Source organism: Streptomyces virginiae (genome assembly GCF_041432505.1).
Lineage (GTDB): Bacteria > Actinomycetota > Actinomycetes > Streptomycetales > Streptomycetaceae > Streptomyces > Streptomyces virginiae_A.
Genome location: NZ_CP107871.1, coordinates 5,683,180 through 5,707,155, shown reverse-complemented (window position 1 = coordinate 5,707,155; position 23,976 = coordinate 5,683,180). Strand labels below are relative to the sequence as shown.

General features: G+C 71.4%; 24 protein-coding genes and 2 tRNA genes. 11 read left to right on the top strand and 15 right to left on the bottom strand.

Translation table 11 applies throughout. From position 1 onward, the window contains the following. Nucleotides 1–95: 95 nt before the first annotated feature. The 4 genes from rsrA to OG624_RS26745 form a co-directional block, all read right to left on the bottom strand. Nucleotides 96–401, bottom strand: coding sequence for a mycothiol system anti-sigma-R factor (rsrA, locus tag OG624_RS26760; protein WP_030012982.1), 306 nt, complete (start codon nucleotides 399–401; stop codon nucleotides 96–98). Beyond that, nucleotides 398–1,042, bottom strand: a complete 645-nt coding sequence (locus tag OG624_RS26755; protein ID WP_030385954.1) for a sigma-70 family RNA polymerase sigma factor — start codon at nucleotides 1,040–1,042, stop codon at nucleotides 398–400. Before OG624_RS26755 ends, rsrA begins: the two co-directional genes overlap by 4 nt. A gap of 289 nt (nucleotides 1,043–1,331) precedes the next feature. Further along, entirely contained in the window at nucleotides 1,332–1,982 is a 651-nt protein-coding gene (locus OG624_RS26750) for an alpha/beta hydrolase family protein (RefSeq protein WP_106971352.1), read from the bottom strand. 19 nt (nucleotides 1,983–2,001) lie between these two features. Next, nucleotides 2,002–2,820 carry an SOS response-associated peptidase gene (locus OG624_RS26745; RefSeq protein WP_033218623.1) on the bottom strand — a complete coding sequence of 273 codons (819 nt, stop codon included), beginning with the start codon at nucleotides 2,818–2,820 and terminating at the stop codon, nucleotides 2,002–2,004. Nucleotides 2,821–2,873: 53 nt separating this feature from the next. On the opposite strand from OG624_RS26745, the gene OG624_RS26740 reads away from it, so the two are divergent. From OG624_RS26740 to OG624_RS26725, 4 genes are all read left to right on the top strand, one after another. Further along, nucleotides 2,874–3,587, top strand: a complete 714-nt coding sequence (locus OG624_RS26740; protein ID WP_033218622.1) for a M50 family metallopeptidase — start codon at nucleotides 2,874–2,876, stop codon at nucleotides 3,585–3,587. Between the two features lie 64 nt (nucleotides 3,588–3,651). After that, nucleotides 3,652–5,031, top strand: coding sequence for a 3-phosphoshikimate 1-carboxyvinyltransferase (gene aroA, locus OG624_RS26735; RefSeq protein WP_033219064.1), 1,380 nt, complete (start codon nucleotides 3,652–3,654; stop codon nucleotides 5,029–5,031). 8 nt (nucleotides 5,032–5,039) lie between these two features. After that, nucleotides 5,040–6,050, top strand: a complete 1,011-nt coding sequence (gene rsgA, locus OG624_RS26730; protein WP_033218621.1) for a ribosome small subunit-dependent GTPase A — start codon at nucleotides 5,040–5,042, stop codon at nucleotides 6,048–6,050. A 103-nt stretch (nucleotides 6,051–6,153) separates the two neighbouring features. After that, nucleotides 6,154–6,477, top strand: coding sequence for a DMT family transporter (locus OG624_RS26725; protein WP_030711657.1), 324 nt, complete (start codon nucleotides 6,154–6,156; stop codon nucleotides 6,475–6,477). On the opposite strand, the gene OG624_RS26720 is transcribed toward OG624_RS26725, so the two are convergent. Beyond that, on the bottom strand, nucleotides 6,443–6,985 hold the full coding sequence (locus OG624_RS26720; protein ID WP_033218620.1) for a TetR/AcrR family transcriptional regulator: 543 nt from the start codon (nucleotides 6,983–6,985) through the stop codon (nucleotides 6,443–6,445). The two genes, OG624_RS26725 and OG624_RS26720, sit on opposite strands and share 35 nt — an antisense overlap. A 125-nt stretch (nucleotides 6,986–7,110) precedes the next feature. On the opposite strand from OG624_RS26720, the gene hisN reads away from it, so the two are divergent. Together hisN and OG624_RS26710 are read left to right on the top strand one after the other, a co-directional pair. After that, nucleotides 7,111–7,914 carry a histidinol-phosphatase gene (gene hisN, locus OG624_RS26715; RefSeq protein ID WP_033218618.1) on the top strand — a complete coding sequence of 268 codons (804 nt, stop codon included), beginning with the start codon at nucleotides 7,111–7,113 and terminating at the stop codon, nucleotides 7,912–7,914. 182 nt (nucleotides 7,915–8,096) lie between these two features. Beyond that, nucleotides 8,097–8,489, top strand: a complete 393-nt coding sequence (locus tag OG624_RS26710; protein ID WP_030385946.1) for a CBS domain-containing protein — start codon at nucleotides 8,097–8,099, stop codon at nucleotides 8,487–8,489. Between the two features lie 69 nt (nucleotides 8,490–8,558). Here OG624_RS26710 and OG624_RS26705 read toward each other — a convergent pair whose 3' ends face one another. After that, nucleotides 8,559–10,028 (bottom strand): catalase, encoded by a 1,470-nt coding sequence (locus OG624_RS26705; RefSeq protein WP_033219062.1) that lies wholly within the window; start codon nucleotides 10,026–10,028, stop codon nucleotides 8,559–8,561. A 131-nt stretch (nucleotides 10,029–10,159) separates the two neighbouring features. Here OG624_RS26705 and OG624_RS26700 point away from each other — a divergent pair, with 131 nt between their 5' ends. Continuing rightward, a complete protein-coding gene (locus OG624_RS26700) occupies nucleotides 10,160–10,576 on the top strand; it encodes a Fur family transcriptional regulator (RefSeq protein ID WP_033219060.1) in 417 nt (138 codons plus the stop codon). A gap of 128 nt (nucleotides 10,577–10,704) precedes the next feature. Here the strand turns inward: OG624_RS26700 and OG624_RS26695 are convergent. After that, nucleotides 10,705–10,778: transfer RNA gene (locus OG624_RS26695), tRNA-Met, on the bottom strand. A gap of 47 nt (nucleotides 10,779–10,825) precedes the next feature. Next, nucleotides 10,826–11,440, bottom strand: coding sequence for a TetR/AcrR family transcriptional regulator (locus OG624_RS26690; RefSeq protein ID WP_266443327.1), 615 nt, complete (start codon nucleotides 11,438–11,440; stop codon nucleotides 10,826–10,828). A gap of 89 nt (nucleotides 11,441–11,529) precedes the next feature. On the opposite strand from OG624_RS26690, the gene OG624_RS26685 reads away from it, so the two are divergent. Continuing rightward, nucleotides 11,530–12,606, top strand: a complete 1,077-nt coding sequence (locus tag OG624_RS26685; protein WP_161295343.1) for an FAD-dependent monooxygenase — start codon at nucleotides 11,530–11,532, stop codon at nucleotides 12,604–12,606. A gap of 17 nt (nucleotides 12,607–12,623) precedes the next feature. On the opposite strand, the gene OG624_RS26680 is transcribed toward OG624_RS26685, so the two are convergent. From OG624_RS26680 to OG624_RS26670, 3 genes are all read right to left on the bottom strand, one after another. Next, entirely contained in the window at nucleotides 12,624–14,486 is a 1,863-nt protein-coding gene (locus OG624_RS26680) for a tetratricopeptide repeat protein (RefSeq protein WP_033218614.1), read from the bottom strand. Nucleotides 14,487–14,687: 201 nt separating this feature from the next. Further along, nucleotides 14,688–14,761 (bottom strand) — tRNA-Met (locus tag OG624_RS26675). 49 nt (nucleotides 14,762–14,810) lie between these two features. Continuing rightward, nucleotides 14,811–17,690 (bottom strand): UPF0182 family membrane protein, encoded by a 2,880-nt coding sequence (locus tag OG624_RS26670; RefSeq protein ID WP_051763102.1) that lies wholly within the window; start codon nucleotides 17,688–17,690, stop codon nucleotides 14,811–14,813. Nucleotides 17,691–17,820: 130 nt separating this feature from the next. Between OG624_RS26670 and OG624_RS26665 the strand changes: the two genes are divergently transcribed. After that, a complete protein-coding gene (locus tag OG624_RS26665; protein WP_371588418.1) occupies nucleotides 17,821–18,390 on the top strand; it encodes a PPA1309 family protein in 570 nt (189 codons plus the stop codon). 42 nt (nucleotides 18,391–18,432) lie between these two features. Here OG624_RS26665 and OG624_RS26660 read toward each other — a convergent pair whose 3' ends face one another. The 4 genes from OG624_RS26660 to OG624_RS26645 all read right to left on the bottom strand — a co-directional run bounded on the left by OG624_RS26660 (nucleotide 18,433) and on the right by OG624_RS26645 (nucleotide 21,684). Then, nucleotides 18,433–19,518 (bottom strand): YlbL family protein, encoded by a 1,086-nt coding sequence (locus OG624_RS26660; RefSeq protein ID WP_033218608.1) that lies wholly within the window; start codon nucleotides 19,516–19,518, stop codon nucleotides 18,433–18,435. 136 nt (nucleotides 19,519–19,654) lie between these two features. After that, nucleotides 19,655–19,870, bottom strand: coding sequence for a hypothetical protein (locus tag OG624_RS26655; protein WP_033218606.1), 216 nt, complete (start codon nucleotides 19,868–19,870; stop codon nucleotides 19,655–19,657). Nucleotides 19,871–20,015: 145 nt separating this feature from the next. Beyond that, nucleotides 20,016–20,477: a molybdenum cofactor biosynthesis protein MoaE gene (locus OG624_RS26650; protein ID WP_266353232.1), complete on the bottom strand. Its 462-nt coding sequence runs from the start codon at nucleotides 20,475–20,477 to the stop codon at nucleotides 20,016–20,018. 145 nt (nucleotides 20,478–20,622) lie between these two features. After that, complete coding sequence (locus OG624_RS26645; protein ID WP_051763101.1) at nucleotides 20,623–21,684, bottom strand: SDR family oxidoreductase; 1,062 nt, start codon at nucleotides 21,682–21,684, stop codon at nucleotides 20,623–20,625. 297 nt (nucleotides 21,685–21,981) lie between these two features. Here OG624_RS26645 and OG624_RS26640 point away from each other — a divergent pair, with 297 nt between their 5' ends. Together OG624_RS26640 and OG624_RS26635 are read left to right on the top strand one after the other, a co-directional pair. Continuing rightward, nucleotides 21,982–23,388: a zinc-dependent metalloprotease gene (locus OG624_RS26640; protein WP_033218600.1), complete on the top strand. Its 1,407-nt coding sequence runs from the start codon at nucleotides 21,982–21,984 to the stop codon at nucleotides 23,386–23,388. Further along, nucleotides 23,385–23,915, top strand: coding sequence for an NUDIX hydrolase (locus tag OG624_RS26635; protein ID WP_371639919.1), 531 nt, complete (start codon nucleotides 23,385–23,387; stop codon nucleotides 23,913–23,915). The genes OG624_RS26640 and OG624_RS26635 overlap by 4 nt, the downstream gene beginning before the upstream one ends. Nucleotides 23,916–23,976 lie beyond the last annotated feature (61 nt).

Below are 23,976 nucleotides of genomic sequence, written 5' to 3'. Positions count from 1 at the left end.
TGGGCCATGCGGACGCCCCCGGATTAGCACATTCGGGTGAATGAAGTGCTCTTCCGGGGGCGGCTGTTCAATCGTCCGACCGGTCGGCGACCGGGTCAGCCGGGAGCGGGATTGTCGGCGGTGACGTCGTGGTCGGGCACCGCCTGGCCGGACCTGATCAGTTCGATCCGGCCCATGACCTTCGACCGCAGGTCGGTCGGCACGTCGTCCGACCCGCAGCAGCGCTTCACCAGCTTCTTCACGGCCTGTTCCAGCCCGTACTTCTCCAGGCAGGGATTGCACTCGCCGAAGTGCGTCTCGAACTTCGTGCAGTCACTGTCCGGCATCTCCTGGTCGAGAAACTCGTACAGGTGATCCAGGACCTCAGAGCACTCTGTCTCGTGCGGCTCTCCGCAACTCATGAGCCCGAGCCTTTCCGGTCGTTCGACTCTCCCGCGCCCGCGGGAACCAGCCCGCGCTCACGGGCATAGTCCTCCAGCATTCCGCGGAGTTGACGGCGGCCACGGTGCAGTCGCGACATGACCGTACCGATGGGTGTACCCATGATGTCCGCGATCTCCTTGTACGCAAAGCCCTCTACGTCGGCAAGGTAGACCGCGATGCGGAACTCCTCCGGAATGGCCTGCAGGGCTTCCTTCACGTCCGAATCCGGCAGATGGTCGAGCGCCTGCGACTCGGCGGAACGCAGTCCGGTCGACATGTGCGACTCGGCGCGCGCCAGCTGCCAGTCCTCGATCTCCTCCGCGGCGCTGCGCTGGGGCTCACGCTGCTTCTTGCGGTAGGAGTTGATGAAGGTGTTGGTCAGGATGCGGTACAGCCACGCCTTCAGGTTGGTGCCCTCGCGGAACTGGTGGAAGGACGCGTACGCCTTCGCGTACGTCTCCTGGACCAGGTCCTCGGCGTCGGCCGGATTGCGCGTCATGCGCAGCGCGGCCGAGTACATCTGGTCGAGGTAGCCGAGGGCGTCCCGTTCGAAGCGCGCGTTGCGCTCCAGGGTCGTCTCCTCCGCGTGGCCTTCGTCGGTCCCAGCGACAGGACCCACCTCCTCCGACAGCGTGGCGGCTCCGAAAGCGGATCCGCTCGAATCGGAGAATAGTCGACCTTCCCGGCCCTCCGCCGCCCGAAGCGAGCTGCGCTTGGGCGCCGGCAGCACGGTCCAGTCCAGGTCAGCGGCCTGCCGACGGTTCTGGCTGATGACCTGGGTCATGCGCTCCCTCTCCTCCGACGAGTTCCCGTACGTTCCGACATCCGAGACAACAGAAGCGGCGGGCGGCACATTCCCGGGCACCGGGCGGGTTTTCGGCCTGTTTCGCGGCCCGGCCCGCGGCCCCTCACACGGGGAGCCGCCCGAGCCACTCCCCCACCGCTTCGGTGATCTTCAGGAGTGCCTCCTCCTGGGTGGTGTCCGCCCTCTTCGGCACCGCGAAGCCGTGATCGGCGTGCGCCACCTCCACGAGCTCGTACGGGTCCCCGGCGCTCGGTGGCGGGAACTCCTCGCGACGGCCGAAGGGGTCCCGGTCGCCCTGGACCACGAGGGTCGGGCTGCCGGCACCGGTCAGCTCCTCGGCGCGGGACTTCTCCGGCCGGCCCGGCGGGTGCAGCGGGAAGGCCAGCGCCAGCACTCCGGCGGCGCCCAGCTCGGCGGCGGTTCGGCAGGCCACCCGGGCCCCGGCGCTACGCCCGCCCGCGACCACGGGCAGCCCGGGCTCCGTGAGCGCCGGCCACAGCCCGCGCCAGCCCTCGTCCAGCACCTTGGGCGCGGCGGCGACCTTCTTCCCGGCGACCCGCCAGGGCTGTTCGACGAGGGCCACCGTGATCCCGCGGGCGGGCAGGGCGGCGGCCAGGGCCTGGAGGTCGCGGGCCTCGATGCCGCCGCCGGCGCCGTGGCTCACGGCGAGCACGAGCCTCGGCTCCGGCGCGCGGTGCCAGGTGATGCGGGCCTCGCCCGCCGGGGTGTCGACGCTCTGGGTACGCGTGGTCATGCGTCCCATCCTGCCCGGGTCAGAAGAGGGTGCCCTCCTCCGGCGCGGCCAGCTCCGTCAGCAGCTCCGGGCCGTTGTTGCGCACGCTGCTCACGGCGGTGGACACCGGGTAGGCCCGCATCAGACCGCCGGGCGGCGGGGCGAGCAGCTCGCGCAGCGAGCCCTCGGTGTCGGTGTTCGCCGGGTCGAGCCAGGCGTCCCAGCGGTCCGGGGTCAGCATCAGCGGCATCCGCGGGTGGATGTCGGCCAGCGAGCGCGGTCCCTCGGCGGGGGCCACGCCCAGGGGGCCGGTCTCGGCCTCCGTGGTGATCACCGAGCAGGTGACCCACCAGGAGAGCGGGTGCTCGTCGGGCAGGGTCCGGTCGCGCCAGAACTCGTATATCCCGGCCATGGCGAAGACGGAGCCGTCGGAGGGGAGCACGAAGTAGGGCTGCTTGCGGGCCCGCTTCTTCTTGCCCTCCACCTCCAGCTGCCGTTCGTCGTGGGCGGTGACCCACTCGTAGTAGCCGTCGGCGGGGACGATGCAGCGGCGCTGCGCGAAGGGCCGGCGGAAGGACGGCTTCTCGTGCAGGGTCTCCGACCGGGCGTTGATCATCCGGGCGGCGCCGTCGGGATTCTGGGCCCAGGAGGGGACCAGCCCCCATTTCAGGACGCGCAGCTGGCGAACCGGACGCGGGTGCGAGGCGTCTTTGAGGGGACGGTCGAGGACCACGTGGACCTCTTTCGTCGGCGCCACGTTGAAATCGGGGGCCAGGGTCTCCTCCGGCTCCCATTTCTCGATGCCGAAGGCCTCCACGAGGTCCTCGGGCCCACGACTCGCCGCATACCGTCCGCACATGGCTGTCACACTGCCATGCCACCCGCACCTCACCGCAAGGAGTCCGCCACCTTATGGACAGCAGCACGACCGCCGGTCTGTGGGACCGGCTCACGGGCATACAGACCGCGCCCGACCTGTGGCTGGTGATCACGACAGGTCTGGTCGCACTGGCCGCCGTGGGGCCCCGCCCGGTGTGGCGGCTGTCGCGCAACGCGATCACCATCGCGCACGAGGGCGGGCACGGGCTGCTGGCCCTGCTGACCGGGCGGCGCCTGAGCGGGATACGGCTGCACTCCGACACCAGCGGGGTCACCGTCAGCCGGGGCCGGCCGACCGGGCTCGGGATGATCCTCACGGCCGCGGGCGGGTACACGGCGCCCTCGCTGCTCGGGCTGGGCGGGGCGGCGTTGCTGTCCGCGCACCGGATCACGCTGCTGCTGTGGGCGGCCACCGCCCTGCTGCTGGTGATGCTGGTGATGATCCGGAACGCGTACGGGGCGCTGACGGTGGTCCTGACCGGCGGAACCTTCCTGCTGGTGTCCTGGCTGACCCCGGCCGAGGTACAGGCCGGATTCGCCTACCTGGTGGTGTGGTTCCTGCTGTTCGGCGGGGTCCGGCCGGTCTTCGAGCTGGGGGCCAAGCGCCGGGGCGGCGGGGCGCCCGATTCGGACGCCGACCAGCTCGGCCGGCTCACGCACCTGCACCCGGTGGTGTGGTTGCTCTTCTTCCACGTCGTCGCGCTGTGCTCGCTGATCGGCGGCGCCCGCTGGCTGCTCGCCCTGTGACCGCTCCCTGAGACGGGGCCGGGATCAAGATCTGGCATCGGGGGAAGCCACTAAAGTGGTGGCCATGACCGAGACCCCCGCGCTCCCCGCCCTCTGGCCCGCTCCGCTCGCCGATGGCACCGTCCACGCCACCGTCACGGTGCCCGGGTCCAAATCGGTCACCAACCGGGCCCTCGTGCTCGCCGCGCTCGCCGCCGAGCCGGGCTGGGTACGCCGCCCGCTGCGCTCGCGCGACTCCCAGCTGATGGCCGACGCGCTGCGCGCGATGGGCGTCGGCATCGAGGAGACCGTCTCGTCCAGCTCCGCCGGTGACGGCTCGGGCGGCGAGGCCTGGCGGGTCATCCCGGCGGCCCTGCACGGCCCGACGACCGTGGACGTCGGCAACGCGGGCACGGTCATGCGCTTCCTGCCGCCCGTCGCCACCCTCGCCGACGGCGACATCCGCTTCGACGGCGACCCGCGTTCCTACGAGCGCCCCCTGGGCCAGGTCATCAGCGCCCTGCGTACCCTCGGCGCCCGCATCGACGACGACGGCCGGGGCGCGCTGCCCATGACCGTCCTGGGCGGCGGGGCGCTGGAGGGCGGCACGGTCGAGATCGACGCGAGCAACTCCTCGCAGTTCGTCTCCGCGCTGCTGCTCTCCGCCCCGCGCTTCAACCAGGGCGTCGAGGTCCGGCACGTGGGCGGCAACCTGCCGTCGATGCCGCACATCCGGATGACCGTGGAGATGCTGCGTGCGGCGGGCGCCCAGGTCGACACCCCCGAGGCCGGGGGCGAGAAGGACGTGTGGCGGGTCACCCCCGGCGCGCTGCTGGGCCGCGACATGGTCGTGGAGCCGGACCTCTCCAACGCGCAGCCCTTCCTGGCCGCCGCCCTGATCACCGGCGGCACGGTGACCGTCCCGGACTGGCCGCGCCGCACCACCCAGCCGGGCGACGCGCTGCGCCGGATCTTCACCGAGATGGGCGGCTCCTGCGAGCTGACCGACGCGGGCCTGGTCTTCACCGGCACCGGCAAGATCCACGGCATCGACGTGGACCTGAGCGAGGTCGGCGAGCTGACCCCGGGCATCGCGGCGGTGGCGGCCCTGGCCGACTCCGAGTCGGTGCTGCGCGGTGTCGCGCACCTGCGGCTGCACGAGACGGACCGGCTGGCCGCGCTGACCAAGGAGATCAACGGGCTCGGCGGCGATGTCACCGAGACCGCCGACGGTCTGCGGATCCGGCCGCGCCGGATGCACGGCGGGGTGTTCCACACGTACGACGACCACCGGATGGCCACCGCGGGCGCGGTGATCGGCCTGGCGGTGGAGGGCGTGCAGATCGAGAACGTGGCGACCACCGCGAAGACCCTGCCGGACTTCCCGAAGATGTGGACGGACATGCTCGCCGGGGACGCCGAGGGTTCCGGGGTACCCGGAGCAAGTGCGGGAGCGGGAGCGTAGGGCCCGTCATGCGCAGGTACGGCAAGCACACCGACGAGGACGACATCCGCCAGCGCCCGAACCCCAAGGGCAACCGGCCTCGGACCAGCATCCGCCCCAAGCACGAGGACGCCGCCGAGGGCTTCGTCCTCACGGTGGACCGCGGCCGACTGACCTGCCTGGTCGAGGGCCGTTCGGTGCACGCGATGAAGGCCCGCGAACTGGGCCGCAAGGCGGCGGTGGTCGGCGACCGGGTCTGGATCGTCGGTGACCTGTCGGGCAAGAAGGACACCCTGGCCCGCATCGTGCGGATCGAGGAGCGCAGGTCCGTCCTGCGGCGCACCGCCGACGACGACGACCCGTACGAGCGGGTGGTCGTCGCCAACGCCGACCAGCTGGCCATCGTGACCGCCCTGGCCGATCCGGAGCCGCGGCCCCGGATGATCGACCGCTGTCTGGTGGCGGCGTACGACGCCGGCCTGGAGCCGTTGCTGGTGCTCACCAAGTCCGATCTGACCTCCGCGGACAAGATCCTGGAGATCTACTCGACCTTCGGTCTGAACTACGTGGTGACCAACCGCGAGGAGCTCGCGGCGGGCGACGCGGCCGACCGGGTGCGCGAGCACCTCAACGGCCGGATCACCGCCTTCGTCGGACACTCGGGCGTGGGCAAGACCACGCTGGTGAACTCGCTGGTCGCCGAGGGCCGCCAGCGCGCCACCGGAGTGGTCAACGCCGTGACCGGCCGCGGCCGGCACACCACGACTTCGGCACTCGCGCTGCCACTGCCGGGCGCCGAAGGCTGGGTCATCGACACCCCGGGCGTGCGCTCCTTCGGCCTGCACCACGTGGACCCGTCCCGGGTGATCCTGGCCTTCCCCGAGCTGGTGCCGGGGACGGAAGGGTGCCCGCGCGCGTGCAGCCACGACGAGCAGGACTGCGCGCTCGACAAGTGGGTGGAGGACGGCCACGCGGACCCGGCGCGCCTGTACTCGCTGCGCCGACTGCTGCAGACGCGCGAGCGCCGCGAGGGCGACTGACCGTCCGGCGGAGGTCCGGCCGCGTTTGTCGAGGGCTCTGTCTGGATAAATGCATAATCGCACCAAGTGACGCGATGTCACGTGACGCGGGGAGGCATTCGCCATGGCGTGGCTGCTGGTCGTGGTCGCCGGACTCCTGGAGACCGGTTTCGCGGTCTGCCTCAAGCTCTCCCACGGATTCACCCGGCTGGGGCCGACCATCGCCTTCGCCTGCTTCGCGCTCGGCAGCTTCGGTCTGCTGACCCTGGCACTCAAGAAGCTGGACGTGGGCCCGGCGTACGCGGTGTGGACGGGCATCGGCGCCGCCGGGACGGCGATCTACGGCATGGTCTTCCTCGGCGACCTGGTCTCCACCCTCAAACTCGTCTCGATCTCGCTGGTCATCCTGGGCGTCATCGGCCTCCAGCTGTCCGGGTCCGCGCACTGAGCAGCCTGCGCAGCTCGCCCGGACCGGGTTCCTCCCCCGGGGCTATCACGTAGGAGAGGGCGAGGCGTACGGCGAGTTCGCACGCCTGCGGGCCCTCCCCCGGCGTCAGCGCGGCGGCCGCCCGGTCCCGCACGGCCCGGGCCAGCTCGCCGGGCCCCGGTGCCCGGCGGCCCGCCGCGGGCAGGTCCGCGTCCCAGGCGCCGGTGAGCAGGGCCCGTACGAGGGGCTGGGCGCGGGCCGCCCGTACGGTCCACTCCGCGACGGCGGCGAGCCGCTCGGCGGCCCGGTCCGGGGCGGACAGGACCCGGTCCACCCCGTCGAGGTAGCGGTCGGCCTCGCGGCGGACCAGGGCGCGGCCCAGGCCCGCCTTGCCGCCGAACTCGTTGTAGAGGGTCTGCCGGGACACCCCGGCGGCGGCTGCGACGTCGACCATCCGCACCTGAGGCCAGGGGCGCGCCGAGAGCGCGACTCCCGCCGCCTCCAGCAAGGACTCCCGGGCTGCCGGCATCCGCGCCTCCCCGTTCGGCTCTCTCCGGTCAGAGTTGACGGGTCGCCAGATCCTGTCAAGGGCGCACCCCGGCCGCACCGTGGACAGCGTTGGTCGGGCTCCGGGAGTCTCGATACTGTTCGGGCATGCCCGAGTATGACGATGACCTGCGCCTTGCCCTCGAACTCGCCGACGCGGCGGACGTCGCCACGATGGAGCGGTTCCGCGCCCTCGACCTGCGGGTCGAGACGAAGCCGGACATGACCCCGGTGAGCGAGGCGGACCAGGCGGCCGAGGAGATCATCCGGGCCGGTATCGCGGCCGCCCGGCCGGACGACGCCGTCCTGGGCGAGGAGTACGGGCTCCAGGGCAGCGGTCCGCGCCGCTGGGTGGTGGACCCGATCGACGGTACGAAGAACTACGTGCGCGGCGTCCCGGTCTGGGCGACCCTGATCTCCCTGATGGCCGAGGACTCCGACGGCGAGTTCCGCCCGGTGGTCGGCGTGGTGTCGGCGCCGGCGCTGGGCCGCCGCTGGTGGGCGACCCGGGGCGGCGGCGCGTACGCCGGCGGCGCGCTCGGGGAGACCGCCGCCATCGGCGTGTCCGAGGTGGGCAAGCTGGGCGACGCCTCGTTCGCGTACTCCTCACTGAGCGGCTGGGAGGAGCAGGGCCGGCTCGCCGGGTTCCTGGACCTGACCCGGGCGTGCTGGCGGACCCGCGGCTACGGGGACTTCTGGCCGTACATGATGGTCGCGGAGGGCTCGCTGGACCTGTGCGCGGAGCCGGAGCTCAACCTCTGGGACATGGCGGCGATCGCGGTCGTGGTCCAGGAGGCGGGCGGCCGCTTCACCGGCCTGGACGGCGTGGACGGGGTGCACGGCGGGAACGCGGCGGCCTCGAACGGACTGCTGCACGCGGAGATGCTGGACCTGCTGCGCCCGCGCGCCTGAGCCCGCCGGCGGCGGCTCCCGGTGCTGTTCACGCTCCGTCGCACGCCTTCTTGTCGGCCCTGCGGGTCCGTGGGAATCTGATACTCCCCACGCTTGTGCGCTTGTGAACCGTTTCTCTTGAGGCGGCTCCTCGGGCGCACCCACCCAGGCGGGGGGACTCACCCCAGGAGGTGGCTCTCTTCATGCTCGTCCGTGACGCCATGAGCACCGTGATCCTCACCCTCGGACCCGCACACACCCTCCGACAGGCGGCCTGCCTGATGTCCGGCCGGCGCGTCGGCGCGGCCGTCGTCCTCGACCCCGACCACAGCGGAATCGGCATCCTGACCGAGCGCGACATCCTCAACTCGATCGGCGCGGGCCACGACCCGGACCGGGAGTCCGTGGGCGCGCACACCACCAACAACGTCGTGTTCTGCACCCCGGAGGCCACCGTGCAGGAAGCCGCCGAGGCGATGGCCCACGGCGGTTTCCGGCACCTGATCGTGCTGGAGCACGGCGGACCCGTCGGCATCGTGTCCGTACGGGACGTCATCCGCTGCTGGGTGCCGGCGCGGCGCACGGTCCCCGCGTGAAACGACGCCGGGCCGCAGCCCTCCGAGGAGGTCTGCGGCCCGGCGTCCTGCGACGGCAAGCGTTCCGTGTCAGCCGCGGAGGGCCTGGACCGCGGCTTCGAGCCGCTTGCCGAAGTCACCGTCCGCCTGGCGGAAGTTGTTGATCGCGCGCTCGACGATGTCGTCACGGGAGACCTTGGCGATGAAGCCGGACAGGTTCTCGATCAGACGGGACTTCTCGTCCTCCGAGTACAGGCGATAGAGGTTGCCCGCCTGGACGAAGTCGTTGTCCTCGCTGTGGACGGCGGCGGCGTGGTTGCCCGTGCCACCGGTCACGTCGATGGGCTGCCACAGCGGGCGGTCCGTCTGGTGCGGGCCGCCGAAGCTGTTCGGCTCGTAGTTCTTCGCGCCCTTGTGGCGGCCGTCGTACAGGTGGCCGTCACGGGAGTTGGTGCGCGCCTCGGTGGCGTGCGGGCGGTTCACCGGCAGGTGGTCGGCGTTGATGCCGACGCGGTAGCGGTGGGCGTCGCCGTAGCCGAAGAGGCGGCCCTGGAGCATCTTGTCCGGGGAGGGACCGATGCCGGGGACGAAGTGCGCCGGGGAGAAGATCGACTGCTCGACCTCGGCGAAGACGTTCTCCGGGTTGCGGTTGAGCTCCAGCTTGCCGATCTCGATCGGCGGGTAGTCCTCGTGCGGCCACACCTTGGTGAGGTCGAACGGGTTGAAGCGGTACTGGGCCGCCTCGGCCGCGGGCATGATCTGGACCTGCACGGTCCAGCTCGGGAAGTCGCCGCGCTCGATGGACTCGCGCAGGTCGCGCTGGTGCGAGTCGGGGTCCTCACCGGCGAGGGTGTTGGCCTCGGCCTGGGTGAGGTTCTTGATGCCCTGGTCGGTCTTGAAGTGGTACTTGACCCAGAAGACCTCGCCGGCCTCGTTGTTCCACTGGAACGTGTGCGAGCCGTAGCCGTTCATGTGGCGGTAGGACGCCGGGATGCCGCGGTCACCGAAGAGCCAGGTCACCTGGTGGGTCGACTCGGGCGACAGACCCCAGAAGTCCCAGACGTTGTCCGCCTCCTGCGAGCCCGTGTACGGGTCGCGCTTCTGGGTGTGGATGAAGTCGGGGAACTTGATGGCGTCCTTGATGAAGAACACCGGGGTGTTGTTGCCGACGAGGTCGTAGTTGCCCTCTTCGGTGTAGAACTTCAGCGCCCAGCCGCGCGGGTCACGGACCGCGTCGGCGCTGCCGAGGTTGCCCGCGACGGTGGAGAAGCGCAGGAAGGTCTCGGTCTCCTTGCCGACCTCGGACAGGAACGCGGCCCGGGTCCACTGCGAGACGTCGCGGGTCAGCGTGAAGGTGCCGTACGCACCGGCGCCGCGGGCGTGCACCACGCGCTCCGGGATGCGCTCGCGGTTGAAGTGCGCGAGCTTCTCGAGGAGCAGCTGGTCCTGGACCAGGACGGGGCCGCCGAGGCCGGCGGTCTCGCTGTTCTGGTTGTCGGCGACCGGCGCTCCGGCCTCCGTGGTGAGCGGTCCCTGCGTCACGTGCGCCTCCTGCGTCATGCCCTGCATGTCCTGTCCTTGGCGTTTGCCGTAACCGATCCTACGATGGACTTTGTCTAAGTCAAGTAAGCATCCAAGTCCGCACCGGTTCGGGAGTTACACCGAATCCCCTCGCTGTTAGGCTGATGTCCATGAGTGACCTGCTGGATCGACTTCGCGGACGCGGCTGGCGCATGACGGCGCAGCGGCGCGTCGTGGCCGAGGTGCTCGACGGTGACCACGTGCACCTGACGGCCGACGAGGTGCACGCGCTCGCGGTGGCCAGGCTGCCCGAGATCTCCCGTGCGACCGTCTACAACACCCTGGGCGAGCTCGTCACCCTCGGCGAGGTGCTGGAGGTCTCCACGGACCGCCGCGCCAAGCGGTACGACCCGAACGCCCACCGGCCCCACCAGCACCTGGTCTGCGCCCGGTGCGGCGCGATCCGTGACGTGCACCCGGCGGGCAACCCGCTGGCCGACCTGCCGGACACCGAGCGCTTCGGCTTCGTCGTGTCCGCGGTCGAGGTGACGTACCGCGGCGTCTGCCCGAACTGCGCGGCCGCCTGAGCCCGGCACACGGAAGGGCCCGGACCCCTCGGGGGGTCCGGGCCCTTCGCGTTCGCCTTCGCGCATGCGGAAACGGCCGGAAACGACTCAGGGCCCGGATCCATAGGATCCGAGCCCTGAGCCTTCAGTAGCGGGGACAGGATTTGAACCTGCGACCTCTGGGTTATGAGCCCAGCGAGCTACCGAGCTGCTCCACCCCGCGTCGGTAAACCCAACGTTACGTGAAGGCCCACGGCAGAAGCAAATCGGTTAACCGGCCAGTCCGCGATGCAGGAGCGTGGTCAGCGTCTCCACCACCTGGTCGTCGTCGAGTCCGGCCCCGCCGGTCATGGCGGCGTACCCCAGCATCGAGATCATCGCCCCCATCGCGGCGGCGACCAGCTCGGGATCCCCGGGCAGCTGACGACCCTGCTCGCGCATGTACTCCAGGTGCTCGCGCAGCGGCGCGGTGTCCCCCAGGAGCCGACCCCAGGCCTGCCCCGAGCCGGGCGGTTCGGCCATGGACTTCTGAAAGAGGGCGACCACGACGGGCAGGTGGTCGCGGAAGACCCGCCAGGTGACGGCCACGTGCGTCCGCAGCTGGTCACGGTCGGCGAGGTCGTGGTCGCGGGGGTGGTCGTGGGCGCCGACCTCCAGGTCCACCTGGGCCCCCATGTCCGCGAGGAGCGCGTCCAGCAGTTCGTCCTTGCCGGCGAAGTGCTCGTAGAACGACCCGGTGGACCGACCGGCGGCCTTGGTGATGTCGGTGATCTTCGTCTGCGCGTAGCCACGCTCCAGGAAGAGCGCCCGCGCCGCCTCCTTGAGCGCCGCCTCCGTGCCGGCCGCCCGCTCCTTGCGCACTCCCACCGCGATCCCCGTTCCCACTTGACGCCGTCTTCTCGGCCTCATCATACTGAACCAAGTTTCACCGAATCAAAGTTCAGTGAATGCAGATTCAGCGAAAGGGGTCGGGCATGCGTGTGTCAGTCATCGGGGGCGGAGTCGCCGGAGCGGCGAGCGCGATCGCCCTGCGCCGCGCGACCGGCGCGGAGGTCACGGTCCACGAGGCGTACGAGGACCCGGCCGGTCAGGTGGGCTCGTTCCTCAGCCTCGCCGTCAACGGCCTGCGGGGGCTGGACTCACTGGGCTGCCTCTCCGAGGTGCAGGCCGCCGGGTTCCCGGTCGCCCTGCAGCGGATGTGGTCCTCCTCGGGCAAGCTCCTGGGCGAGGTGCCGCGCGGTCGGCTCGCCTCGGACAGCCTGCACAGCACGACGCTGCTGCGCGGGCGGCTGGTGGAGGTGCTGCGCGCCGAGGCGGTCCGGGCCGGCGCCCGGATCGAGACGGGGCGGCGGGTGGTGGCGGCGGACCTGGACGCGGACCTGGTGGTGGCGGCCGACGGCATCTGGTCCGCCACCCGCTCGGCGCTGGACCCGGCGGCGCCACCGGTGCGGTACGCGGGGCTCTACAGCGTGTCGGGGGTCTCCGAGGGCGTGCACCTGACGCCCGGCACCTACCACTTCGTCTTCGGCCGGCGCGGGGCGTTCCTGTGCGTCCCGGCGAAGGACGGCACGGTCTGGTGGTCGGCCCAGGTACCCGCACCGGAGCCCCCGGACCCGGCGGAGGTCACGCAGGACCTGCTGGCGGAGCTGTACGGCAAGGAGGAGCTGCCGCTCTCCCTGATCCGGGCGGCGACCCGCGTCGACCGCCCGATGCCGATGCATCGACTGGCGGACGTGCCCGTCTGGCACGACGGACGCACCGTGCTGATCGGCGACGCCGCCCACCCGGTCGGGGCCGGGCAGGGCGCGTCGATGGCGATCGAGGACGCGGTGGCCCTGGCGCGCTGCGTGGCGCAGGTGCCGGGCGTGGCCGGAGCGCTGGCCGAGTACACCCGCGTACGGCGCCCCCGGGTGACCCGGATGACCCGGGCCGCGGCGACCAACCGCGACGCGAAGACCCCGGGCACGGTGCAGCGCCGCGTCAACGACCTGCTGATGCCGCTCGCCTTCCGGCACGTCTACGCCCGCTCCACCTCCTGGCTCTACCGCTGAGAGGTGGAGGGGACGACCTAGGCGGAGAGCTCCTCGGCCAGGGCCTCGCGGAGTCGGGCCGCGCGCTGCGAGACCTCGGCCGGGCCCAGTTCCATGGCGCGCACGCACCACTTCTGGCCCTCCGCGAGGTCCCCGTGGCGGGCCGCCAGCAGGCCCAGGCGCAGGGCGGCACGCCCGTGGCCCGCCACCGCCGCGCGGGTCCACCACAGGGCGGCCTCCGGCTCGTTCCCCTCGCGGGCCAGCAGCAGCCCGAGGTTGAAGGCGCCGTTGCGGGAGCCGGCCTCGGCCGCCTCCCGGTACCAGCGCGCGGCGACCGCCAGGTCACCGCGGGCGGCGGCCAGCATGCCGACCCGCACCTGGGCCCGGCGGTGCCCCAGCTCGGCGGCCCGCTCGTACCACTCCTCGCTCTCGGTGCGCGGGGCGCCGCCCACGGGCTCACCCAGGGCCACCGGCTCCGGCGGCGGGGCCAGCGACTCCAGCAGCGAGGCCAGGCGGAACGCCGCCTCGGCGCTGCCGCCGCCGGCCGCGCAGCGCAGGTGCCGCTCGGCCGCCCGGTCCTCGCCGTCCCGCACGAGCGCGATGCCGACCTGCAGCGCCGCGTCGGTGTGACCGGCGGACGCCGCCCGCTCGTACCACTTCAGCGCCGTCCGGTCCTCGTCCCGGCTGGCGAACAGGATCCCGAGGTTGAAGGCGGCGTCGACGCTGCCCGCCTCGGCCGCCTTCGAGAACCACGGCTCCGCGCCCGCCGCGTCCCCGCCCTGGAGCAGCAGGATCGCCAGCGCGTTGGCCGCCTCGCGGTGCCCGGCGTAGGCGGCGCGCCGGTACCACTGCTCGGCCTGCGCGGTGCGGTCCTGTGCGACGCACAGCAGTGCAAGGTTGTACGCCCCGTTTTGATCGCCCGCGTCCATGGCGGTCCGGTACCAGCGCTCGGCGGTCTGGGTCTCGCCGCGGGCCGCGTGCAGCGCGCCCAGCGCGTTGGCGGCGTTGCCGTCGCCGTCCTGCGCCGCCCGGTGCCACCACACGGCGGCGCTCTCCTCGTCACCGGCGTCGCGCAGCAGGAAGCCGAGCGCGCAGGCCGCACGCGCCTCCCCCTGCTTGGCGGAGGTCAGGTACCAGCGCCCGGCCTCCTTGAGCTCGCCGCGCGCCTCCAGCAGGGCGCCCAGGTGCAGGGCGGCGCGCCGGTGCCCGCGCGCGGCGGCCTGGCGGTACCACTGCTCGGCCTCGGTGGGGTCGCCCTTGCGCAGGTGCCGCGCCAGCCGGTACGCGGCTTCGCGGTGCCCCTGTTCGGCGGCAGCGCGGAACCACCGCTCGACACCCTTGTCGCCGCGGTGCTCCAGCAGGTCCGCCAGCCCGTACGCGCCCAGCGCGTGGCCGGACTCGGCCGCCTGCCGCATCCAGTACTCGGCGGCGGGCTCGTCCCCGCGCTCACGGAAGTAGCGGCCGAGGGCGTGCGCGGCGGGGGCCGATCCGGCGACGGCGGCGACCCGCCACCAGCCGGCCGCGTCCTCGGGGTATCCCCGCTGGTGGAGCAGCACGCCGAGGTTGTTCGCGGCGGCGCGGTCCCCTTCGCCCGTGGCTCCCCGCAGGTAGGGTTCCGCACCGTCGAGGTCACCACGGCGCAGCAGCAGCGCACCGAGCACGCTCATGGCTCCGGGGTCGCCCTTGTCGGCGGCCACCCGGTGCCGGGCTTCCAGCTCGGCGTCGCTCGCCGCGTCGGTCTCGGCGAACATCTCCTCCGCGCTGTGCTTGTCCAAGAAGTCCGCATCGGTCAGTGCGGTCTGCGCGTCGACGACCGGAGCCGCCCCCTCGGCCTCTGTGCCCGTTCCGGACTCCGCCCTCACAAACCGCCCTGTCTCCAGCAGAGTTGACCTGTCCCCCATAAATCCCATCGTCGCATCACCTGCTACCCGCGTACACCTGGTATGTCGCAGCCAGTGAGGTCACTACAGCGTTTTGTCGACATGCCCACAGTGAGGTAAGTCAAACACGCTCCACCCACAAGTCACCCTCCCCGGCTACCGCGTGTCCGCCCCGGACATGACGAAGGCCCGGATCCCATGGATCCGGGCCTTCATCTTCAGTAGCGGGGACAGGATTTGAACCTGCGACCTCTGGGTTATGAGCCCAGCGAGCTACCGAGCTGCTCCACCCCGCGTCGGTGAAACCACAGTATCACGACGCGGGGTGGAACCATTACCCATTGATCACTGGCCGGACGGCGTGGGCGTCGTCAGCTTCGCCTCGGCCTCGATCGCGCGCTTCAGTGCCGCCTTGATCTCGTCCTGGGCCTTGCCGAAGGCCGCCCAGTCGCCGGCCTGCCTGGCCTTCTCGGCATCCTCGATGGCCTTCTGCGCGTCGCCGAGGGCCGCCTTGACCGTGGGGTCCTGGATCGTCGGCGGCGTGACCGTGCCGTCGCCCGGCGGCTGGACCGGGGGCACCGGAACCGTCGGCGCCTCGGCCCCGAACACCACGTTCAGCGCCTTCTCCAACGTGTCCTCGAAGGCCGTCTGGTTGCCGTAGGTCACGAGGACCTTGCGCAGCAGCGGGTACTTCAGGCCGGAGCTACGGACGTAGACCGGCTCGACGTAGAGCATCCCGCCGTCGAGCGGCACCGCGAGCAGGTTGCCGTACTCGATCTCCGAGTCACCACCGCGCAACAGGCGGATGGATTCGGCGATCTTCGGTTCCGACTGGAACTTGCTCTGCACCTGACCCGGGCCGTCCGGCGGCTTGCTGGTCGGCATCTTCAGAATGCGGATCTTGCCGTAGTCCGGGGTGCCCGGATCCGCGTTGACCGCCATGAAGGCACTCAGGTTGGGCCGCTCGTTCGGCGTGAACGTCGTGGTGAGCGAGAAGACCTGGTCCTTCTCCTTCTGGCCCGGCATCTTCATCGACAGGTAGTACGGCGGAACGGCCGTACCGGCCTTGGTCGTCGGGTCGTCCGGGACCGCCCACGCCTCACTGCCGCTGAGGAAGGTCTGCGGGTCGGTGACGTGGTAGCGGGTCAGCAGCTCGCGCTGGACCTTGAAGAGGTCCTGCGGGTACCGGAGGTGCTCCATGAGCGGCTTGGCGATGTCGGCCTTGTGCTTCACCGTGCCGGGGAACGCCTTCATCCAGGTCTTCAGGACCGGGTCCTCGGTGTCCCACTGGTACAGGTCGACCGAGCCGTCGTACGCGTCGACGGTGGCCTTCACCGAGTTACGGATGTAGTTGACCTGGTTCTCCTGGGCGACCACAGCGCGCTGGCTGTTGGTCAGCGAGTCCGCGGTGCTCTGGCCCAGCGTGGTGCGCGAGGCGTACGGGTAGCCGTTGGTGGTCGTGTACGCGTCGACGATCCACTTGATCCGGCCGTCGATCACGGCCGGGTAGGGCGCGCCGTCGATGGTCAGCCACGGGGCGACGGCCTCGACGCGCTGCTTGGGCGTGCGGTTGTAGAGGATCCGCGAGCCGTCGCCGATGGCGCCCGAGTAGAGGATCTGCGGTTCGTTGAAGGTGAGCGCGTAGGCGGCCCGGTTGACGGGGTTGTCGAGGTTGACGCCGGAGTCGCCCTTGTAGCTCGTCTCCTTCTCGCCCTTGTCGTCCGAGTAGTCGAGCTCCTTCTGCGGCCCGCCGACGATCGAGTACTGCTTCGTCTGCTCGCCGTAGTAGATGCGCTGCTCGAAGTCCGTGCCGAACACACCCTTGGAGGGCAGGTCGGACTGGGTGAAGTCGGGAGCGCCCTCCTTCACCGTGGTGCCCTTGGCCGCGACCACGCCGTAACCGTGCGTGTACTTGAAGTGGTCGTTGATCCAGTTGTTCTTCGGGATGCCGCCGATGTTCAGCTCGCGCAGCCCGATGACCGTGTCCTGGCCGCTGTACCGGTCCACGGCGAGCGTGGACGGGAAGGCGTAGTAGCCCTTGACCTGCTGGAGCTGCTGGAAGGCCGGCGAGACGATGTTCGGGTCGAGGATGCGGATGCTGGCCGTGGAGTCGGCCTGCGGGCGCAGCTTGGTCCGGTCCTCCGTCTGCGGGACGCCCGGGTAGTCAGAGACCTCGGAGCCCGCGATGCCGTAGGCGTCGCGTGTGGCCTTGATGTTCTTCTGGACGTACGGGGATTCCTTGGCCTGCTCGTTCGGCTGGACCTGGAACTTCTGCACGATCGCCGGGTAGAGCCCGCCGATCAGGATCGCCGAGAGCACCATCAGGCCGAAGCCGATGACCGGCAGCTGCCAGGTGCGGCGCCACAGCGTCGCGAAGAACAGCACGGCGCAGATCGCGGCGATGGCGACGAGGATCGTCTTCGCCGGCAGGTAGGCGTTCGCGTCGACGTAGCGCAGGCCCGTCCAGTTGTCGGCGGCCTTGAAGTCGCTGGACTTCACGGCGAGCCCGTACCGGTCGAGCCAGTAGGCGATCGCCTTGAGCGAGACGAACAGGCCGAGCAGCACCGACAGGTGCCCGGTGGCGGCGGCGGTGGCCCGGGCGCCCGGGCTGGTCACGCGCAGTCCGCCGTACAGGTAGTGCACGACGGCCGCGGCGATCACCGACAGCACGACGGCGGCGAAGCCGAAGCCGAGCAGGAAGCGGTACCAGGGCAGGTCGAAGGTGTAGAAGGACACGTCCATGTGGAACTGCGGGTCCTTCGTACCGAAGGCCACCCCGTTCACGAACATGAGCCAGGTCTTCCACTGGCCGGCCGCCGAGGCGCCCGCGATCAGGCCGACGAGCACCGAGATGCCCAGCAGCAGCCACTTCTTGTAAGGGGCGATGCTCATCCGGTAACGGTCGAGGCTCTGCTGTTCCATCGACATCGCGCTGAGCGGCGGCCGCAGCCGGTGCGCCAGCCAGATGTTGAAACCGACGGCACCGGCCATCAGCAGACCGAAGACGGCGAAGAGGCCGATCTTGGTCCACAGAGTGGTGGTGAAGACGGTGGAGTACTTCACGGAGCGGAACCAGAGCCAGTCAGTCCAGAAGCCCGCGAACATGATGAAGAGCATGGCCAGGACGGCCAGCACGCCCAAGGTCATCAGGAGGGTTCGGGACCGCCGGGAGGGGCGGCCGACTCTCATCCGTGGCCCGGAAGGGCCTCCGCCGCGGTCCGGCATCTGGAAAGCCAAGGTGCGCACCTCGAAAGTCGCTGAGTCTGGTAATGAACGGGCCCCCGATCGTAGAGCCCACTCATGCAACTTACTGAGGCTTCGGTCAGTTCCCGGTAATCGATGGAAAGGAGGCAGGATGTTGCCCATGTCCAACCTTTCGCCGTCCCCCGGCACCCCCATGGCGGCCAGTCCGCTGACCCGCGCCTGCCTCGAGATCGACGAGTACGCGGCCGGCCTCGGCTGGGACAAGCCCGCGCGGCTCTTCGCCCTCGTCGACACCGCCCGGCTCAAGAAGCAGGAGCCGAGGCTGGCGAGCCAGCTCGGTGTCGACCAGGACGACGCCGGCAAGTCCTCCCTCACCCCCATCGAGCAGGACGAGGTCCCCAAGGGGACCCCGCTCGACAAGTTCCTCGGCACCATCGCCTGGCCCGACGCCGTCGTCGGCTGCGCGCTGACGGTGGAGCGGCTGATGCTGCCGCCGTCCGCGGAGGCCTCCGTACCGGAGGGACTGAACGACAAGCAGCTGTCGAAGTGGGTCGCCGGTCACCCGGAGCGGCAGGAGGTCCGCCTCACCGTGGCCGTGCTGCGCGACGGCTCGCGGGAGTCGGCCGTACGGCTGCGCGAGAAGGACTCCTCGACCGAGGTCCTCACCGGTGCGGGCCTGGTGCCCGGGCTGGCCGAGGCCCTGGCGGCGACCTTCTCGTAGGACGTCGGGCGGTCGGTACGGAGCGGTCAGGGGACGGAGCGGTCAGGGCTTGCACTTCGGCAGCCCGGCCGTGTCCCCCTTGCGGATCTTCTCCAGTGCCTTCGTGGCGTCACCGATGGTGGAGACCTTGACCAGGGTCAGCCCGTCGGGCACGTGGGAGGCGGCGGAGGCGCAGTTCTCGGCGGGCGTCAGGAAGTACTCGGCGCCGGCCTGGCGGGCGCCGATGGTCTTCATCTGGATGCCGCCGATGGGTCCGACCTTGCCCTCGTCGGTGATGGTGCCGGTGCCCGCGACGAACTTGCCGCCGGTCAGATCCTCCGGGGTCAGCTTGTCGACGATGCCGAGGGCGAACATCAGCCCGGCGCTCGGGCCGCCGACGTCGGCGAGCTTGATGTCGATCGTGAACGGGAAGGTGTGGTCGGTGCCCGCCCGGATGCCGACGATGGCGTGACCGTCGCCCTCCGCCTTGCCCGCGGTGATCGTCATCTTCGTGGTGGCGGGGTTCTCGTCGCCGGCCTTCGCCGCCTCGGCCGCCTCCTTGGCGGGAACGATGGTGAACTCCACCGGCTCGCCGGGCTTGTGCTTGGTGACGAGCTTGGCCACGTCCTCGGGCGCGGTGACGGCGGCGCCGTCCACGGACTTGATCACGTCACCGGCGTGCAGCTTGCCCTCGGAGGGGCTGGACTTGACGACGGTGGAGACGATCACCCGGGCGGTGACCGGGATGCCGAGCTGATTCAGGGCCGCCACCTTGGCGCTCTGCTGCGACTGGCTGAACTCCTCGGCGTTCTCCTGGGTGGACTCCGCCTCGGTCTTCCCGTTCGGGTAGAGGTTCTCGTGCGGGACGACGATGTTGTCGCCGGCCAGCCACCCGTAGACCGCTTCCACCAGACTCATGTCGTAGTCCGCACCCGTGACGCGGACCGTGGTCATGTTGAGGTGGCCACTGGTCGGGTACGTCTTGCGCCCCGCGATGTTGAGGACGGGCGCGCCGTGCGAGTCCCCGAGCGTGTTCACGGTCGGGCCGGGGCTCATCTCGGAGTACGGGACCTTGATGAACACCCCTGCGCAGAGCAGCGCGAACAGCACCAGGGTGGAAGCGAGCATCGTCGCGGTGCGGCGTGGCATGGATCCGACAGTACGGGACGGCCCTGACGGGCGGCCCTCGGGGCCGGTCCGTACGGGGTCCGCACGCGAAACTCTCAGCGGAATCTCACCGACGGCGGCGGACCGGAGCGGGCCGGACGCGGAGCGTCATACGGCGTCAGACGGCGTCGGAGGCGGAGTGGGCGGACGGAGCGGAATGGGCGTCGGCCTTCACTCTGGCCTGATCGGCGTTGGCCATGGCTTCGCGGAAGCGTGCGTAACCCGCGAGCTCGGATATGTCACCCTGCGTGCGGTCGCGTGCCGCCCAGCTGCCCCATATCGCCGCTCCGATCGCGGCGAACAGCGGAATCAGCAACCACGCCAAAGACGCCATGGGCCTGCCTCCCTACCCCGAAGTACGTTTCGTTGGTGGCTTCAACGCTCGTGCCCGTGGGGGGGTTACGCAAATCGAGGGCGTGTTGCGCGGCCGAACGGGTGCGAGGCTACCGCCTTCCGGGTGGCGCTCCGTGACCGGGGGTTCAACAGGCGCCGACCCACTCCTCGGTGCCGTCGCTGAACGTCTGGTGCTTCCAGATCGGGACCTCGTGCTTGAGGTCGTCGATCAGCATCCGGGCGGCCTCGAAGGCCTCGCCGCGGTGCGGGCAGGACACGGCGACGACGACGGCCAGATCACCCACGGACAGGTCACCGATACGGTGCACGGCCGCCAGGGCGCGGACCGGGAACTTGGCCACGACGCGCTCGGCCACGCGACGCATCTCGGCCTCGGCGGTCGGATGGCAGGAGTAGCCGAGCGAGTCGACGTCCGCCCCGCTGTCGTGGTTGCGCACCGTGCCGACGAAGAGCGTCGTACCGCCCGACGCGTCGTCGCCGACGGCCTGGAAGACCTCGTCGATCGACAGGGCGGTCTCGCGGATCTGGAGCAGCCGGATCGGGTCCGAGGCGGCCTGCTCACCGGGGTGGTCGAAGTGCGGTGCCATGTCTTCATCGTGCCCTAGCCGCTGACACGGCGAAATAGCAGATTCGCCCGGGCCGCGGACGACGCCTTGGGAGCCTCCTACAGGGCAGGCCCGCGGAACCCCGCGGTCCGCCCGGCCGGACGGCACCCGCGGGGCCGGGCGCCGGTCAGATCCCGCGCCGCTTGCGCGCCAGGCGGACCGCCGCGGCCGCGCCCAGCAGGGCCACCGTCGCGCCGGCGGCGCCTGCGGCCGTGGCGGCGTCCCTGCGGCCCAGCCGTCGGCCCGCGACCGTGTGCCGGCCCGAGACCTCCTGGAGGAGCTCGGCGAGCACCTCCTCGTTGGTCCAGCGCGGCCGCCAGCCCGCCGCGTGCAGCCCGCTGACGCTGACCACCCACGGGTGCATCGTGTAGGCGAGGTCCCCGGCCGGGGACGGGGTCAGGCCGATCCGGTGCAGCCGGGCCGCGGCTCCCAGGGCGACCGCGGAGGGGAGCTCCATGCGGCGGATGCCGCTCAGCTCCTCGACCTCCTCCTGCTCCAGCCACCCCTCGCAGCCGACGGCCAGCTCGCCCTCGACCTTCTCCAGGGCGGCGTACTCCAGGGCGCTGACCAGGTCGTCCACGTGGCAGAACTGCCAGGTGGGGCGGGATCCCGCGACCACGAGGAGCCGCGGGGACTCGAAGTATCGGGTCAGGGCGGTGTCGGTGCCGCCGACCAGGACGGCCGGGCGGATCACGGTGACGTTCAGGCCGGGGTGCGCGCGGGGGGCGCGGCGGCCGAGGCGTTCGATCTCCAGGAGGTCGCCGACCCCGGTCGCCTCGGCGGTGGCGCGCAGCTCGGAGTCCTCGGACAGCGGGATGTCGTTGTCCGGCAGGGCCCCGTAGACCATCGCCGAGGTGCAGAGCACGACCCGGTGCACGCCGGCCGCGGCGGCGGCCGTCAGGACGGTCTGGGTGCCGCGGACGTTGTACGCCGTACGGGCGGCCGGGTCGGTCTCCAGGTCGAGGTCGAGCGCGAGGTGGACCACGACGTCCGCGCCGCGCAGCTTCTCGGCGATCGCGGGGTCCCGTACGTCGAGGATGTGCCATTGCGCGGCCGCGCAGTCCCCGCGTCGCTCGTCGATCGCGACGACCTGCTTGACCTCCTCGGAGGCGGCCAGTCGGCTCACGAGGGCCGCGCCGACTCCCGAGGCGGCGCCGGTCACGGCGATCACCGGGTTGCGCCGGCGCATACCCTCCGGGTTTCGCGGCCGGCGAACGCCGGGGGCGCCGTCACCGTGCTCGGAGCTGTTTTCGTCGTCGGGCATCGCGCGAAACTGCGGATCTGGGGAACTCACCGGGCGTCTCCAGCGGTTGTCTTCAGTAGGGACGCGCCGTGACGCGTACCCACCAGGTGATGTCCATCCTGCCGCAGCCCAGGAGTCGGCGGAGCACCGAGCCCGGATGCGGCCGCGGTGTCTACGCTGGGTGGTGTTGTCGGACCATTGCCCGTCGGCTCCCGCCGGCGGCCCTACGAGCCGAGGAAACCCGTGAGCGACACCCCATTCGGATTCGGCCTTCCGCCGGAGGAGCCGGAGAACGGCGACGATGGCAAGAAGAAGGGCAACCAGGGCGGCCCGGGCGGCCCGGCGAATCCCTTCGGGTTCCCCGGCATGGGTCTGCCGGGCGGGGCGGGCGCTCCCGGAGCGGACAACCCGTTCGCCGCGATGTTCGGTGCGATGAACCCGAACGACCTCGGCGCCGCCTTCCAGCAGCTCGGCCAGATGCTGAGCTACGAGGGCGGTCCCGTGAACTGGGACATGGCCAAGGACATCGCCCGCCAGACCGTCGCGCAGGGCACCGCGGACGGCGTCAAGGACACGAGCGTCGGCATCGCGGAGAAGTCCGCCGTCGAGGAGGCCGTGCGCCTCGCCGACCACTGGCTGGACGGGGTGACCTCGCTGCCCTCGGGCGCCACCACGGCCGTGGCGTGGAGCCGCGCCGAGTGGGTCGAGGCGACCCTCCCGGTGTGGAAGGAGCTCGTGGACCCGGTCGCGGAGCGGGTCGGCGCGGCCATGGGCGGCGTACTGCCCGAGGAGATGCAGGCCATGGCGGGCCCGCTGCTCGGCATGATGCGCTCCATGGGCGGCGCCATGTTCGGCCAGCAGATCGGCCAGGCCGTCGGCACCCTCGCGGGCGAGGTCGTCGGTTCCACGGACATCGGCCTGCCGCTGGGCCCGGCCGGCAAGGCCGCGCTGCTGCCGCTGAACATCGAGGCCTTCGGCAAGGACCTGGGCGTGCCCTCGGACGAGGTGCGGCTCTACCTGGCCCTGCGCGAGGCCGCCCACGCCCGCCTCTTCGCCCACGTGCCGTGGCTGCGCTCGCACCTGTTCGGCGCGGTCGAGGGCTACGCCCGCGGCATCAAGGTCGACACCTCGAAGCTGGAGGACGTGGTCGGCCAGCTGGACCCGTCCAACCCGGAGCAGCTGCAGGAAGCGCTCCAGGGCGGCATGTTCCAGCCGCAGGACACCCCCGAGCAGAAGGCCGCCCTGGCCCGCCTGGAGACGGCGCTCGCGCTGGTCGAGGGCTGGGTCGACGCGGTCGTGCACGAGGCGGCCAAGCCCCGGCTGACCTCGGCGGACGCGATGCGCGAGACCATGCGTCGGCGGCGCGCCTCGGGCGGCCCGGCGGAGCAGACCTTCGCGACGCTGATCGGCCTGGAGCTGCGTCCGCGCCGGCTGCGCGACGCCTCGCGGCTGTGGGCCTCGCTCACGGACGCGCGTGGGGTGGACGGCCGTGACGGCCTCTGGGAGCACCCGGACATGCTGCCGACGGCGTCCGACCTGGACGACCCGGACGGCTTCGTGCACCGCGAGCAGCTGGACTTCTCCGAGATCGACAAGATGCTCGGCGAGGCCGCCGAGAAGCGCGACCAGGACGGCGACGAGAAGAAGTGAGCCTGCACGAAGACGCGGTCCTCGTCCTGAAGGCGTACGAGGACCAGACGGAGCTGCGCGATCTGTACCTGGAGCACCTGGCGGCCCACCCGGACGGGGTCTACAAGCCCTGCGAGGCCGGGCACGTCACGGGCAGCGCGCTGGTGATCGACCCGGTGCGGGGCCGCGTCCTGCTGACCCTGCACAAGAAGCTCGGCATGTGGCTGCAGATGGGCGGGCACTGCGAGGCCGGCGACCGGACCCTCGCCGAGGTGGCGCTGCGCGAGGCCGCCGAGGAGTCGGGCATCGCGTCGGGGCTGATGCTGCTGGAGGGCGGCCCGGTCCGCCTGGACCGGCATCCGATCCCGGCGCCGTGCAACTGGCACCTGGACGTGCAGTACGCGGCGCTGGCCCCGGCCGGCGCGGTGGCGGAGATCAGCGAGGAGTCCCTGGACCTGCGCTGGTTCCCGTACGAGGAGGTGGCGGCGGTGGCCGACACGTCCGTCGTACGACTGCTGGAGGCGACCTTGGCGCGGCTCGGCGGCTGAGCCGCACCGCGGCGCGGGCCTGAGTGCGGCGAAGGGGCGGTCCCTGCGGGGCCGCCCCTTC

Excerpts from the sequence above, each read along its gene's own strand:
- rsrA (WP_030012982.1), bottom strand. The coding sequence starts at position 401 with ATGAGTTGCGGAGAGCCGCACGAGACAGAGTGCTCTGAGGTCCTGGAT.
- OG624_RS26750 (WP_106971352.1), bottom strand. The coding sequence starts at position 1,982 with ATGACCACGCGTACCCAGAGCGTCGACACCCCGGCGGGCGAGGCCCGC.
- OG624_RS26745 (WP_033218623.1), bottom strand. The coding sequence starts at position 2,820 with ATGTGCGGACGGTATGCGGCGAGTCGTGGGCCCGAGGACCTCGTGGAG.
- OG624_RS26740 (WP_033218622.1), top strand. The coding sequence starts at position 2,874 with ATGGACAGCAGCACGACCGCCGGTCTGTGGGACCGGCTCACGGGCATA.
- aroA (WP_033219064.1), top strand. The coding sequence starts at position 3,652 with ATGACCGAGACCCCCGCGCTCCCCGCCCTCTGGCCCGCTCCGCTCGCC.
- rsgA (WP_033218621.1), top strand. The coding sequence starts at position 5,040 with ATGCGCAGGTACGGCAAGCACACCGACGAGGACGACATCCGCCAGCGC.
- OG624_RS26725 (WP_030711657.1), top strand. The coding sequence starts at position 6,154 with ATGGCGTGGCTGCTGGTCGTGGTCGCCGGACTCCTGGAGACCGGTTTC.
- OG624_RS26720 (WP_033218620.1), bottom strand. The coding sequence starts at position 6,985 with ATGCCGGCAGCCCGGGAGTCCTTGCTGGAGGCGGCGGGAGTCGCGCTC.
- hisN (WP_033218618.1), top strand. The coding sequence starts at position 7,111 with ATGCCCGAGTATGACGATGACCTGCGCCTTGCCCTCGAACTCGCCGAC.
- OG624_RS26710 (WP_030385946.1), top strand. The coding sequence starts at position 8,097 with ATGCTCGTCCGTGACGCCATGAGCACCGTGATCCTCACCCTCGGACCC.
- OG624_RS26705 (WP_033219062.1), bottom strand. The coding sequence starts at position 10,028 with ATGACGCAGGAGGCGCACGTGACGCAGGGACCGCTCACCACGGAGGCC.
- OG624_RS26700 (WP_033219060.1), top strand. The coding sequence starts at position 10,160 with ATGAGTGACCTGCTGGATCGACTTCGCGGACGCGGCTGGCGCATGACG.
- OG624_RS26685 (WP_161295343.1), top strand. The coding sequence starts at position 11,530 with ATGCGTGTGTCAGTCATCGGGGGCGGAGTCGCCGGAGCGGCGAGCGCG.
- OG624_RS26680 (WP_033218614.1), bottom strand. The coding sequence starts at position 14,486 with ATGGGGGACAGGTCAACTCTGCTGGAGACAGGGCGGTTTGTGAGGGCG.
- OG624_RS26670 (WP_051763102.1), bottom strand. The coding sequence starts at position 17,690 with ATGCCGGACCGCGGCGGAGGCCCTTCCGGGCCACGGATGAGAGTCGGC.
- OG624_RS26665 (WP_371588418.1), top strand. The coding sequence starts at position 17,821 with ATGTTGCCCATGTCCAACCTTTCGCCGTCCCCCGGCACCCCCATGGCG.
- OG624_RS26660 (WP_033218608.1), bottom strand. The coding sequence starts at position 19,518 with ATGCCACGCCGCACCGCGACGATGCTCGCTTCCACCCTGGTGCTGTTC.
- OG624_RS26655 (WP_033218606.1), bottom strand. The coding sequence starts at position 19,870 with ATGGCGTCTTTGGCGTGGTTGCTGATTCCGCTGTTCGCCGCGATCGGA.
- OG624_RS26650 (WP_266353232.1), bottom strand. The coding sequence starts at position 20,477 with ATGGCACCGCACTTCGACCACCCCGGTGAGCAGGCCGCCTCGGACCCG.
- OG624_RS26645 (WP_051763101.1), bottom strand. The coding sequence starts at position 21,684 with ATGCGCCGGCGCAACCCGGTGATCGCCGTGACCGGCGCCGCCTCGGGA.